Raw genomic sequence first — 12624 nt, forward strand, 5'->3', positions numbered from 1 at the left:
CGGGAAATCGCCGACAGGGGGAGCGCAGCATGTGGGGACGGGTGGTCAAAATTGCGTTGAGCCTGCCGTTTTTGATCGCTGCGGGGCTGTTCGGCACCTATCTGATTTTCGGCTTCTTCCTGGTCAATCCGCTGGCGCAAAAGCTGCTCCCCTGGGTGGGCGAGCACAAGCTGGCCAGCCAGCTTTCCGCGCAGCGGGTCGAGTTCAACCCGCTTACCCTCGAAGCCACCGTGACCGGCCTCAAACTGGCAGAAAAAAACGGCGCGCCGCTGGCCGGTTTCGAGCGCCTTTACCTCAATCTCGGCACCACCGGGCTGTTCCGCTGGGCCTGGCGTATCCAGGATATCCAGCTCGACAGGCCGGCTGCCACGCTGCGGGTGCAACCCGGCGGGCGGCTCAACTGGCAGGACCTGCTCGACAAGCTGAAAGAAGACAAGGAACCGCCGTCGGATACCGTCCCGCGCGTGTTGATCGACCACATCCGCATTGTCGACGGCGACATCGACTACACCGATGCCAACCGCAGCGGCCCGCCGTTCAAGGTCTCGCTCGAACCGCTTGGTATCGAGCTCGACGGCCTGTCCACCCTGCCCGAGGACCGCGGCGACTATCTGGTTGCCGCGAAGCTGCCGGAGCAGGGCGGCACGCTCAAATGGAAAGGCGACGTCGGCCTCAACCCGCTGGCGTCGGCCGGCCAGATCGGCCTGGAGAACGTGCGCCTGGGCAAGCTGCTGCACGTGATCAAGAGCCCGCGCAATTTTGAATTGCCTGCGGGCGTACTGGCCGCCGGGCTCAATTACCAGTTCGCCATGGTGCGGACGAAAGCGGGCGAGGACCTGCCCTCGCTGCAGGTGCAGGGCGCCAACCTGCGGGTGAATGATCTGGTCGTCGCACCGAAAGGCGGCGGCGCACCTGTGCTGCAATTGCGCGAGGCGAGCGTGAACCATGCGAATGCCGACCTGTTGCGCCGCAGCATCGATGTAGAAAGTGTGCGCCTGAGCGGCGCGCAGATCGTGGCAACCCGCAACGCGGCAGGCGTGCTGGATTGGCAGACCCTGTTCGCCCCCGTCAGTGCACCTGTAGCTGCGCCTGCGGCGGCCCCGCCGCCCGCCGCCGCCACAGCACCATGGAAGCTCGCGGTGCGCGAAATCGCGCTGGACGGGTGGACGGCGCAACTCACCGACCAGACGTTCGCGCAGCCGCTGACCGCCCATGTCGGCCGCTTCGACCTGAGCGCCGCCGTGGCGGGAGAAATCGGCGCCACGGCTGCGCTGACGGTCGGCCCGGTCAAGGCGACGCTGGGCCCGGTCGAACTGCGTTCGGGCGATGCGCCGGTGGCGAAGCTGGCGCGTGCCGAACTCGACAATGCGCGCATGGCGCTGGCCGACAGGCGTCTCGACATCGACGCGCTGACGCTGTCGGGGCTGACGACCGAGGTGACGCGGGACAAGGACGCGACGCTCAACTGGGCGCGCATTCTGCAGAAAGGCCCGGGTACGGCCGCGCCTGCATCCCAGGATGCGCAAGCCCCGCCGCTGCAGCTTGCGCTGGCGCGGTTTTCACTCGAAGGCGTTGCTGTTGGATTCACCGACCACACCACGATTCGCCCGGTCAGGCTCGATCTCGCCGATGGTTTCGTCAGATTGGCCGGACTGAGTCTGGATCAGGCGCGCCCGCTGCCGGTCGAGGCCGGGTTTGCCGTCAAGCAGGGCGGGCGTTTCGATGCCAGCGGCACGCTGGCGCCCGCGCCGCTGACGGGCGAGCTGAAACTCAAGCTGGCCGGTTTGTCGCTGACACCGTTTGCACCCTATATCAACACCCTCGTGCGGCTGAACCTCAACCGCGGCACGGCGAACACCGCCGGCCGGCTGAAACTGGCGGCGGCCAAGGGCAAGCCGCTGACGCTTGCGTTCAAGGGGGGCTTCAGCGTCGACCGGCTCGACATCACCGAAGAACTGAGCGGCGCGTCCTTCCTCGGCTGGAAACGCCTGGCGAGCGACGACCTGCAGGTGGGGCTGCATCCCAACCGGGTACGCATGACCATGCTGCGCGCAACCGAGCCGTTCGCCAAAATCCTGATCCACGAAGACGGCCGGCGCAATATCCAGACGCTGATGCGCGATCAGCCCGTCCAGCCGGCGCCGTCAGCGGCGGCTCAGGCCGGGGCAGAGCGCGCGGAGACGCCGGACGATGCGGCGCCAGCGGCCCGCTCGCCCGCCCCGGCGCAAACGGCTTCGGTTCCATCCGCCCCCCCGGCGTTTCCGCTGGATATCGCGCAGGTCCGCGTCGACAACGGCAAGCTGGATTTCGCCGATCTTTCGCTGACGCCCAAATTCGGCACCCTGATGCACACCCTGTCCGGCGTGATCAACGGGGTGTCCAACGACCCCGCAACCGTGGCGCAGCTGGAGCTCGACGGCAAGGTCGACGAGTTCGGTTCGGCGCGGATCCGCGGCTCGCTGCAACCGTTCAAGGCGACCGAGTTCACCGATGTCACGCTCGCCTTCCACAATCTGCAAATGGCCAACCTGACGCCGTATTCGGGCAAGTTCGCCGGCCGTCGCATCGAGTCCGGCACGCTCTCGGTCGACCTCGAATACAAGGTCAAGCAGCGCCAGCTGGCGGGGGAAAACAAGTTCGTCATCAACAGGATCAAGCTGGGTGAGCGGGTCGAGGGCCCCGACGTCAAGCATCTGCCGCTCGACCTGGCCATCGCCCTGCTGGAAGACAGCAATGGCATCATCGACCTCGACCTGCCCATATCCGGCAGCCTCGACGACCCGAAATTCAGCTACGGCAGAATCATCTGGAAAGCGATCGTCAACGTGCTGACCAAGCTGGTGACCGCGCCTTTCCGTGCCTTGGGCAAGCTGCTGGGCGTCAATGCCGACAAGCTCGATGGCGTCAGCTTCGAGCCCGGCAGCGGCGTGCTGTTGCCGCCGGAACAGGAGAAACTCAAAACGCTGGCCGAGGCCATGGACAAACGGCCCGCGCTGACGCTCAGTCTCGAACCGGGCTTCGACCCGCTGGCCGACCGGCGCGCGTTGCAGGAGCAGGCGCTGCGCCGTGAAGTGGCGATCGTCATGGGGATCAAGCTGGCGCCGGACGAGGCGCCCGGCCCGGTGGATGTCAACAGCTACAAGGTGCAGACCTGGCTCGAAGACCGCTACGCCGAACGCGTCGGCAAGGCGCAGTACCAGACGCTACGCGCCAGCTACAAGGCCAAGGATGGCGGCAACGCGATCACCGACAGCGCGACCGTCGAGCGGCTCGGCCGCCTGTTCAAATCGCGCGACAGCGGCCCGGCGTCGCCGTTTCATCTGGAGCTGCTGGAGCAACTCACGCAGCATGTCGTCGTCGACGATGCCGCGCTGATCCGGCTGGCGCAGGCGCGCGGCCAGACCCTGCGTGACGGCCTGATCCAGTACGGCCTGGCAGCCGGGCGTGTCAGCGTGGCTGCCCCGCTCGAACAGCCAGTCAAGGACAAGATGATTGGCAGCAAGCTGGTGCTGGGTGCAGCTGGATCGGGGAACCCCGCGCCGGCAGCCGCGCCGGCGGCGCAGCCGTGACAGCTCAAGCGGCCGCCGGGCCGGCCGTTAAGGACTGCTCCTCCGCTGGACGCCCGCATTCATGACTTTTCGCCGATTCCGTATTCTTATCCTGCTCGGTGTGCTGGCCGGCGCATTCAGCCTGAACTGGCTGGAACAGACCCTGGTGCGAGGCTGGCAGGCGCCGCTCGATGTGGCAATCACGCCGATCAATGGCGATGGCTCGGAACAGGCGGTGGAAACGATCCGGGCGCTGCAGGCGAGCGACTTCGACGACATCAATGCTTTCCTGCAACGCGAGACCGCGCGCTACGGCGTGAAGCAGAATCAAGCCATGCAGATCACCCTGAAGCCGGAGCTGGCAGACAAACCGCCTGCGCCGCCGCACGACCGCAATGTGCTGAAAACCATCTGGTGGAGCCTGCAGCTGCGCTGGTGGGTGTATCAGCATTCTGGGCAAGCGATGCCGCAGCTCGGCCGCATCAATCTCTTCGTGCTGTATCACGCGCCGCAGGATGGCGTTGCGCTGGAACATTCTCTGGGTCTGCAAAAGGGCCTGATCGGCGTGGTGCACGCCTTCGCCGATCCGCGGCAGGCGCAGCAGAACAACATCGTCATCGCGCACGAATTGATGCATGCGTTGGGTGCGTCAGACAAGTATGGCCCCGGCGGGCGGCCGCTCTATCCGCAGGGCTACGCCGAGCCGGATTGGCCGGAGGGCATGCCGCGCACGGCGGCTGAAATCATGGCGGGGCGCTACGTCAACGCGGCAGGCAATATCGTGATGCCGCCCAGCCTGGCGCAGTGCACGATCGGCGCGCAGACCGCTCACGAGATCAATGTCGACGCCGGCTTTCGCCAGCAATATGCTGCGCCGGACTGAACTACTGCATCACTCCGCCGCGGGTCGTAGGGCGGACTTGGGACGGAACACCGCGATGCTGCCGGGCAACGCTTCGAGGTAAGGCCCGCCGATGAGATCGATGCAGTAGGGGACGGCGGCAAAGATGCCGTCGAGGGTTTCCTTGATCGCCTTGGGTTGTCCCGGCAGGTTGAGTATCAGGCTGGCGCCGCGCGTCACGCCGACCTGGCGCGACAGGATCGCGGTCGGCACGTATTTCAGCGACACCGCGCGCATCGCTTCGCCGAATCCCGGCAGTACCTTGTGTGCGACCGCCAGCGTGGCTTCCGGCGTCACGTCGCGGGCGGCGGGGCCGGTGCCGCCGGTGGTGAGGATAAGCGCGCAGCGTTCGGTGTCGGCCAGCTCGATCAGCGTGGTTTCGATCAGCGCCTGCTCGTCCGGAATCAGGCGGGTGACGAACTGCACCGGATTGCGCAGCACCCCGGCAAACCAGGTTTCGAGCGCGGGCAGTCCCTTGTCTTCGTACACGCCGCTGCTGGCGCGGTCGCTGATGGAAACAAGGCCGATGCGGAGGGGGTCGTGGGGCATATGGTCTGAATGTCTGCTTGCGGAAAGCGCCGAATTTATCAGAATGACCTCCAATACCCGAGGAGATCAATCATGAAACAGCCCCTGTTATGGCTTGCCCTGTTTTTTGCCGCCACAACCGCATGGGCGGACCCGCCTGCGGGCTATCCCTTTGTCGACTACAGCGCCGGCCTCAAGGCGGCGCGCGCGAGCGGCAAGCCGGTTTTTCTGTACTTCGGCCGCTACGGTTGCGGCTGGTGCGCCCACACCAACAAGACCACCTTCTCCGATCCCGCGCTGAAAAAGCTGTACAGCGCGCATTACGAGCTGGTGTATGTCGACTCGGAATCGGGGCGGCGCGTCACCCTGCCGAGCGGCGAACGCATCACAGAGGCCGAGCTGGGCGTGCGGATGAACGCCTTTGCCACGCCGCTGTTCGCTTACCTCACGCCGGCGGGCGAGCAGATCGTGCAGATTCCCGGATTCAAGACCGTGGAGGATTTTCGCGACTACGACCGCTACGTGCGCGGCGGACATTACAAACAGCAGACGCTGCTTGAGTTCCTCGGGGGCAGACCGTGAGGGCGGCGCTGGGCTTGCTCGCCTTGCTGGCCATGCCGGGGCATGCGGGCTGGGGCTGGGAAGCGGCGCTTGAGGTGAACTCGGCCCATGGCCCGGCGATTTTTCCGCATCTGGAATCGGCCAACCGTCAGGGGGTGGCTGCAGCGGGGGGCGCGGTGGCGGTGGTGTGGGAAGACAACCGCAGTGGCGCGCCGCGCTGTTATGCGGCGATCAAGCCGGCCACAGCTGCGGTGTTCCAGCCTGAGCGCGCGCTCAGCGACGGCGAATGCTACGAGCCGGTGGTCGCGCCGCTGGGGCAGGGGCGCTTTCTGGCCGCCTGGGAAGAGGCGGGCAGGGTGCACGCGCGCGTGCTGCCGGACGGGCCGCCGCTGCGCCTGAGCGCGGGTGACGCCGCACAGGTGACGCTGGCCACGGGCAACGGAAACATCCATGCCGCGTGGGCGGAACAAGCCGGTGCCCATCGGCGCATCGTGGTGGCCGCATTGGCGCTTGACGGCAATAGGCTGGCACTGGCGCGCGTGCAGCCGGTCGAATCCGGCCTGCCGGCGGACGGGCAAGCCTGGCCCGCACTGGCGGTCAGCGGCAGCGGCGGGGTGACGGTGGCCTGGGAAGACCGCCGCGCCCATCACACGGTGCCCATGGCCAGCCGGGGCGATGCCGGGCTGGCCTTCGCCGAGCCGCTGCGCATCACCGATCAGGCCAGTGGCGGCATGAACGGGCTGGGCGCGGGCCTGGGGGCGATGCGGCCCAAGCTGGCGACCTGGAAACAGGGCACGGTCGCCGTGTGGCTCGACAAGCGCGACTTCCTCTCGGGTTACGACGTGTATGCAGCCTTCGATACCGGCAGCGGGCCTTACACCCCCAACCTGCGCGTGCAGGACAGTTTTGGCGATAGCATCGTCCAGTGGCATGCCAGCGTCGTTGCCGACGACACGCGGCTGACAGCCGTGTGGGACGACGCGCGCGACGGCACGTCCGACGTCTGGCTGGCGAATTGGGAGGGGAGCGGTTTCAGCGACAACGTCGCCGTGTCGGCAGCGTCGGGGCCGGGCGATCAGAGCGACCCGGTGGCCGCGCTAGACGAGCGCGGCAGGCTGCATCTGGTGTGGCTGGACCGCCGTGCCGACGGGACGCGCGTGCGCTACGCCCGCGCGCAGTGGAAATAGCCGGCGGAGCTTAGATCCAGCCGCGTTTGCGCAGCCGCCGGATCAGATAGACCATGGCGACGCCGGTCACCAGCAGTACCGCGGGATAGGCCCAGCGCCATTTCAGTTCCGGCATGAACTCGAAATTCATCCCGTACAGACTGAATATCACCGTCGGGATCGCCAGCACCGCGCCCCAGCCCGCCAGCTTCTGCACCGATTCGTTTTGCTTGACCGACAGCGAGGCGAGATGGAACTGCATGGCATCCGAAGCCGAATTGCGCAGGCGGTCGATCGCCGCCGCGACCCGCACCGCGTGGTCGTCGATGTCGCGGTAATACGCCTTGAGCGATTTGGTGACCAGTTCGGGATGCAGGCGCAACAGGTTGTGGGTGATTTCCTGCATCGGTTCGGCAGCATCGCGCAGGGCCGTGAGGTCGCGCTTCAAGGCGTAGAGCCGGTCCAGCATGCCGCGTCCCGGCTTGGCCCCGCCCGTCAACTGGGCTTCCAGCGACAGGAAACGGTCCTGCATGCCGTCGATCACCGGACGGTATTGGTCGACAATCAGGTCGAGCACCAGATACAGCGCATAGGGCGTACCCGGCTTGATGCCGCTGGGGCAGCGTTGCAGCTTCTCGCTGACGCGCTGGTAGCCGCTGCCGTTGTCGTGGCGGATCGCGACCAGCCAGTTGCTGCCGGCGAACAGATGGGTTTCGCCAAATTCGATGCGCGCTTCCCACAGTTGCGCGGTGCGCAGGGCGATGAACAGGTGGCCCTCGTAGTCTTCCAGCTTGGCGCGCTGGTGCGTGGAAATGGCGTCTTCGAGCGCCAGCGCGTGCAGGCCGAGTTCCTCGCCCAGGCGAGTGATGAGGGCGCTGTCGGGCGATTTCAGCTCGATCCAGATGAAGCGGCCATCCTGTCCGACATGGTCGCTGATGGCGTCGAAAGCGATGGCTTCGGCCTTTGAGTCGTGGAACAGCAGGCAGTCGATGATGGGCTCCGGGGTCGATGCGGGAAACTGCGGCAATTTTAGGGCGTGTTCAGATCAAATACACGCGGATTCAGGTTCTGTGGGCTCAATTTTGGCCCGTTCCTGACCGTCATAGCGGTACGGATTAAAACGCATCCATTCGTGCGGGCTGTTCCGTGACCGCAGCATGCTGCCGCAGCGCAAAAGCAATCGCAGTCCAACAATAACGATGAGCAGGAGACAACATGAAGTCATTCTGGATCAGTCTGATCCTGATGCTGGGGACGGCTTGTCACGCCGCATCCCCCAGCCCCTACGCGTTCGGCGTGCTGAACCAGCGCAGCCTGCAGGCAACGGCGGCTTACTGGAACCCGATCCTGAGTTATGTGACGACCCGCTCCGGCGTGCCGCTGGAACTGCACATCGGACGTACCGCCAACGAAACCACCGACCGCGTGACGGCAGGCAAACTGGATTTTGCCTATACCAATCATTTGTTCACCCCCAAGCGCGACCGGCTCGGCTGGCGCGTGCTGGCGCGCCAGAATTCGGCCGGTATTCGCGGTCAGCTGGTCGTGCTCGATTCCTCGCCAGTGAGATCGCTTGCGGCACTGGCGGGCAAGCCGGTGGCGTTTGCCAATCCCTATGGCTTTACCGGCTACTACGTGCCGATGGATGCCTTGCTGCGCGCCGGAGTCAAGGTGGTTCCGGTATTTGCCGGCAACCAGGAGGCGGCAATGGGGCAGCTGGTGTCGGGTGAAGTGGCCGCCGCCGGGGTCAACCATCAGGTGATGGCGGATTTCGCCAAGCGGCACGGCTTGAAGTACCGCGTGCTGAGCGATTCCGATCCTTACTACGATCTGGCAGTCATGGCATCGCCGCGCGTCAGCCAGACCGATGGCGAGAAGGTTCGTGCGGCCTTTGTCGGCATGACCGAAGACCCGGAAGGGCAGCGTGTGCTGCAGGCGGCGGCACGGGAGGTCGGCGCCTCCAAGGCGTGGGGGTTTGCCCCGGCCGACGAGCGTGATTACGACAATTACCGGGCGTTCCTCAAAGCTACCCTGGTCCCGCTCAATGAATGAGCACATGGGCGTGCGCGCCACCCGCTACAGCCTGACGGCGAATATCCTGGGCGCGGTGTTTGCCTTGATTCTGCTGATGTATCTGGTGACGCTGATCGGCCTGGGGTTCTCGCTGCGGGAACGTGCCCAGAAGAATCTGGAATTGGCGACTGAACGCGAACTCAGCGCATTCATGACCGTGATCCAGGATCAGGTGCTGCTGCGTGACTATCCTGCTATCGAGCAGCTGATCGCAGCGCGGACCAGGCATGAGCATATTTTGCTGGCGCGATTTGTTTCGCCCGGCTTTTCTTATGAAGCACGGACCCCGTCCGTACATCCGACTTCCCCAGCGTGGTTTTCCCTTATGCTCGATTTGCCTGCACCGCTGGCGGAGTCGGATGTAAAAGTGGGCGGAAGCAACTACGGCAGGATGAGCGTGATGCTGGATCCGACGCCGTCGGTACAAGGCTTGTGGAGCCTCACCGTGCGCTTTACCTGGCTGGTGATTATCGGCCTCGCGGTCAGTATGCTCTTGCTGAACTGGTTGCTGGGGCGCAACCGTCGGGGTCTGGCCGCCTTGCGCGAAGCGGCGCGCGCGATCGAAACCGGCAACCTGCGCGCGCGCGTGAGCCTGGCGCATGGTTCGTCCCCCGAGGTGCGCGAAACCAAGCTGGCGTTCAACCACATGGCCGACCACGTCAGCCAGCTGGTGAGCGCGCTGGAAAGCGAGCATGCGGATTTACTGGTTGAAAAGGAACGCCTGCGGGTGACGATCGAGTCCATCGGCGATGCCGTCATCGTGACCGACTCGCGCGGCCTGATCGAATTCATCAATCCCAAGGCCGAGGAACTGACCGGCTACAGCAGCAGCCACGCGCGCGGCAGGCCAGTGTCCGAGGTGTTGCCGCTGTTCAACGAAGACAGCGGTGCGCCGGTGACCAATCCGCTCGAGCTTGCCCTGCGGGGCAACCAGGTCGTCGAGCTGGCCAGCCATTCCGTGATTGTGCGTCCGAGCGGGGCGACGCTGGCGATCAGCGACACCGCCGCGCCGATCCGCTCGCGCGAGGGCAAGGTGCTGGGCGGCGTGCTGGTGTTCCACGATGAAAGCGAAATGCGCCGCCTGATGCAGCGGCTGGCGCAGCAGGCCGAGCGCGACCATCTCACCGGCCTGTGGAATCGCCGCGCCATGGAAAACCGGCTGGCCGCGGCCTTGCAGGGCGTGCAGCAAAAAGGGCAGCGCTATATTTTTTGCTACATCGATCTCGACCGCTTCAAGCTGGTGAACGACACCTGCGGCCATCGTGCGGGCGATGCCCTGTTGCAGCGGCTGACTGCGTTGCTGGCCCGGCGCGCCGAAAGCGAGCAGCATTTTCTGGCGCGCCTGGGCGGGGACGAGTTCGGCCTGCTGTTCGTCGACACCACTTTGCCGGCGGCGCTGGAATACATCCAGGGCATGCGCGACGAAATTGACCGCTTTCGCTTCGAGTGGGACGAGAAAGTATTCCGCCTGGGCGTGAGCATCGGCGTGACCGAACTGCACAGCGGCATGACCGATATCGGCGAGATTCTGGCGCAGGCGGATACCGCGTGTTACCACGCCAAGTCGCTCGGCGGCAGCATGATCCAGGTCTACGAGAAGACCCATCCCGCATTGCAGAAAATCAGCGACGAAATGCAGTGGGTGAGCGCGATCACCAAGGCGTTCGAGGCGCACCGCTTTGTCTTGTACCGCCAGCAGAAGGTCGCGCTGGCGCCCGGGATCGCCCAGCCGCATTACGAAATCCTGCTGCGTCTGCGGGGCGAGGATGGCGTGATCATTTCACCGGGCGAATTCCTGCCGGCGGCCGAGCGTTACGGTCTGGCGCCGAGTTTCGACCGCTGGGTGGTGCGCAACCTGTTCGCCTATCTCGACACCCATCCGGAAGATCAGGCCTGGTATGCGCTGAATCTGTCGGGGCGCAGTCTCAGCGACCAGGGCACTGCGGATTTTGTGCTGGAAGAACTGGATCGCTACAAGCTCGACCCTGCCCGGATCAGTTTCGAGGTCACCGAAACGGCTGCGATCGACAACCTCGATGCGTGCGAACGTCTGATCCTGACGCTGCAATCACGCGGCATCCAGTTTGCGCTGGACGACTTCGGCAAGGGGCAGTCTTCGCTGGGCTACCTGAAGCGCCTGCCCGCGGCCTACCTCAAGCTCGACGGCGATTTCGTGCGCGGCCTGGATCACAACCGCGAGAATCTCGCCATCGTCAAAGCCATGCACACGCTGGCGCACGAGCTGGGCAAGCAAACGGTGGCCGAGCAGGTGGAAACGCAGGGCGAGCTGGGGTGTCTGAAAACGCTGGGCGTGGATTTTGTGCAGGGCTATCTGTTGCACCGCCCGGAACTGCTGCAGATGGATTAGGGCCTGAGGACGCTTCGTCAGGTGTGAAAAAGCCGCCGCATGTCTTCACCAAGACATGCGGCGGCTTTTTTGATCGCGTGCCGGTTCAGAACGGCAGCGCGAGATCGGGCGCCGCCTGCCGGATCACCCGGCGGAAGTCGGCCTGGATTTTTTCCAGCGCCTCGGGACTGTCGCCCTCGAAGCGCAGCACGATCACTGGCGTGGTGTTGGAGGGACGGGCGAGGCCGAAGCCGTTGGCGTATTCGACGCGCAGGCCGTCCAGCGTGATGACTTCCTGCGCGTCGGGGAAGGTCGCGGTTTTCTGCAGCGTGTCCATCAGCGCGTAGTGCGCGCCTTCCGCCATCTGGATGTTCAGTTCGGGCGTGTTGACGGTGTCGGGCAAGCCATGCAGGGTGGCGTTGATGTCGGCCTGCTTGCTCAGGTATTCGAGCAGGCGTGCGCCGGCATACATGCCGTCGTCAAAGCCGAACCAGCGCTCCTTGAAAAACACGTGGCCGGACATTTCACCCGCCAGCAGCGCGCCGGTTTCCTTCATCTTGGCCTTGATGAAACTGTGGCCGGTTTTCCACAACAGCGGACGGCCGCCGCGGTCGGTGATCCAGCTGAACAGATTGCGTGTCGACTTGACGTCGAAAATGATCTCGGCGCCGGGGTTGCGCGACAGCACGTCGTCGGCGAACAGCATCAGCTGGCGGTCGGGGAAGATGATGCTGCCGTCCTTGGTGACCACGCCGAGGCGGTCGCCGTCGCCGTCGAAGGCCAGGCCGATTTCGGCGTCGCTGGTTTTCAGCGCGGCGATCAGATCCTGCAGATTTTTCGGTTGCGAGGGATCGGGGTGGTGGTTGGGGAAGTTGCCGTCAACTTCGCAGAACAGTTCTTCCACCTGGCAGCCCATGTCGCGGTAGAGCTGGGGCGCAAACGCGCCGGGTACGCCGTTGCCGCAGTCGACGATTATTTTCATCGGCCGTGCCAGTTTCACATCGGAGACGATGCGCGCGAGGTACTCGCCGGCGATGTCGTATTCGCGGTAGCTGCCGTCGCCGTGCGCGAGGTCGTTGTCGACCAGCCGCTGGCGCAGTTTCTGGATGGTGTCGCCCGACAGGGTCTCGCCGCCGAGCACCATTTTCAGGCCGTTGTAATCGGGCGGGTTGTGGCTGCCGGTCACCATCACTGCACTGTTGGTCCCCAGTTGATAGGCCGCGAAGTAGGTCATCGGGGTGGCGACCATGCCGAGGTCCACCACGCCGATGCCGGCCTTGCGGATGCCGCGCGCCAGCGCAGCGGCGAGTTCGGGGCCGGACAGGCGGCCGTCGCGGCCGATGCAGATTTCGGTTTGCTTGCGGGCGAGCGCTTCGGAACCGAGCGCGTGGCCGATGGCCTCGACGATTTCCGGGGTGAGGCTTTTGCCGACGATGCCGCGAATGTCGTAGGCCTTGAAGATTTCCTTGGGGTATTCCACAGCGCACTCCTGATTGAGGG

9 protein-coding genes are annotated in these 12624 nt (G+C 65.0%); 6 read left to right on the plus strand and 3 right to left on the minus strand.

The features are described 5' to 3' along the window. The first annotated feature begins 29 nt into the window (after window positions 1-29). Window positions 30-3569, plus strand: coding sequence for a DUF748 domain-containing protein (locus IV098_RS07545; protein WP_296887677.1), 3540 nt, complete (start codon window positions 30-32; stop codon window positions 3567-3569). A gap of 61 nt (window positions 3570-3630) precedes the next feature. Continuing rightward, window positions 3631-4431, plus strand: coding sequence for a hypothetical protein (locus IV098_RS07550; protein ID WP_296887679.1), 801 nt, complete (start codon window positions 3631-3633; stop codon window positions 4429-4431). Window positions 4432-4440: 9 nt separating this feature from the next. Here IV098_RS07550 and mog read toward each other — a convergent pair whose 3' ends face one another. After that, window positions 4441-4998, minus strand: a complete 558-nt coding sequence (mog, locus tag IV098_RS07555) for a molybdopterin adenylyltransferase (RefSeq protein ID WP_296887681.1) — start codon at window positions 4996-4998, stop codon at window positions 4441-4443. 72 nt (window positions 4999-5070) lie between these two features. Here mog and IV098_RS07560 point away from each other — a divergent pair, with 72 nt between their 5' ends. Together IV098_RS07560 and IV098_RS07565 are read left to right on the plus strand one after the other, a co-directional pair. Then, the gene (locus tag IV098_RS07560; RefSeq protein WP_296887683.1) at window positions 5071-5559 is read left to right on the plus strand and encodes a thioredoxin family protein; all 489 of its coding nucleotides are present in this window, start codon (window positions 5071-5073) and stop codon (window positions 5557-5559) included. After that, entirely contained in the window at window positions 5556-6725 is a 1170-nt protein-coding gene (locus IV098_RS07565; protein WP_296887685.1) for a hypothetical protein, read from the plus strand. Before IV098_RS07560 ends, IV098_RS07565 begins: the two co-directional genes overlap by 4 nt. A 10-nt stretch (window positions 6726-6735) precedes the next feature. Here the strand turns inward: IV098_RS07565 and IV098_RS07570 are convergent, their stop codons facing one another. Next, entirely contained in the window at window positions 6736-7731 is a 996-nt protein-coding gene (locus IV098_RS07570; RefSeq protein ID WP_296887687.1) for a magnesium and cobalt transport protein CorA, read from the minus strand. Window positions 7732-7919: 188 nt separating this feature from the next. On the opposite strand from IV098_RS07570, the gene IV098_RS07575 reads away from it, so the two are divergent. Both IV098_RS07575 and IV098_RS07580 read left to right on the plus strand, forming a co-directional pair. After that, window positions 7920-8756, plus strand: a complete 837-nt coding sequence (locus IV098_RS07575) for a phosphate/phosphite/phosphonate ABC transporter substrate-binding protein (RefSeq protein WP_296887689.1) — start codon at window positions 7920-7922, stop codon at window positions 8754-8756. Continuing rightward, on the plus strand, window positions 8749-11145 hold the full coding sequence (locus tag IV098_RS07580; protein ID WP_296887691.1) for an EAL domain-containing protein: 2397 nt from the start codon (window positions 8749-8751) through the stop codon (window positions 11143-11145). Before IV098_RS07575 ends, IV098_RS07580 begins: the two co-directional genes overlap by 8 nt. An 85-nt stretch (window positions 11146-11230) precedes the next feature. Here the strand turns inward: IV098_RS07580 and IV098_RS07585 are convergent, their stop codons facing one another. Further along, window positions 11231-12604 carry a phosphomannomutase/phosphoglucomutase gene (locus IV098_RS07585; RefSeq protein WP_296887693.1) on the minus strand — a complete coding sequence of 458 codons (1374 nt, stop codon included), beginning with the start codon at window positions 12602-12604 and terminating at the stop codon, window positions 11231-11233. Window positions 12605-12624 lie beyond the last annotated feature (20 nt).

It is taken from the genome of Thiobacillus sp., assembly GCF_018780105.1.
Lineage (GTDB): Bacteria > Pseudomonadota > Gammaproteobacteria > Burkholderiales > Thiobacillaceae > Thiobacillus.

Excerpts from the sequence above, each read along its gene's own strand:
- IV098_RS07545 (WP_296887677.1), top strand. The coding sequence starts at position 30 with ATGTGGGGACGGGTGGTCAAAATTGCGTTGAGCCTGCCGTTTTTGATC.
- IV098_RS07550 (WP_296887679.1), top strand. The coding sequence starts at position 3,631 with ATGACTTTTCGCCGATTCCGTATTCTTATCCTGCTCGGTGTGCTGGCC.
- mog (WP_296887681.1), bottom strand. The coding sequence starts at position 4,998 with ATGCCCCACGACCCCCTCCGCATCGGCCTTGTTTCCATCAGCGACCGC.
- IV098_RS07560 (WP_296887683.1), top strand. The coding sequence starts at position 5,071 with ATGAAACAGCCCCTGTTATGGCTTGCCCTGTTTTTTGCCGCCACAACC.
- IV098_RS07575 (WP_296887689.1), top strand. The coding sequence starts at position 7,920 with ATGAAGTCATTCTGGATCAGTCTGATCCTGATGCTGGGGACGGCTTGT.
- IV098_RS07580 (WP_296887691.1), top strand. The coding sequence starts at position 8,749 with ATGAATGAGCACATGGGCGTGCGCGCCACCCGCTACAGCCTGACGGCG.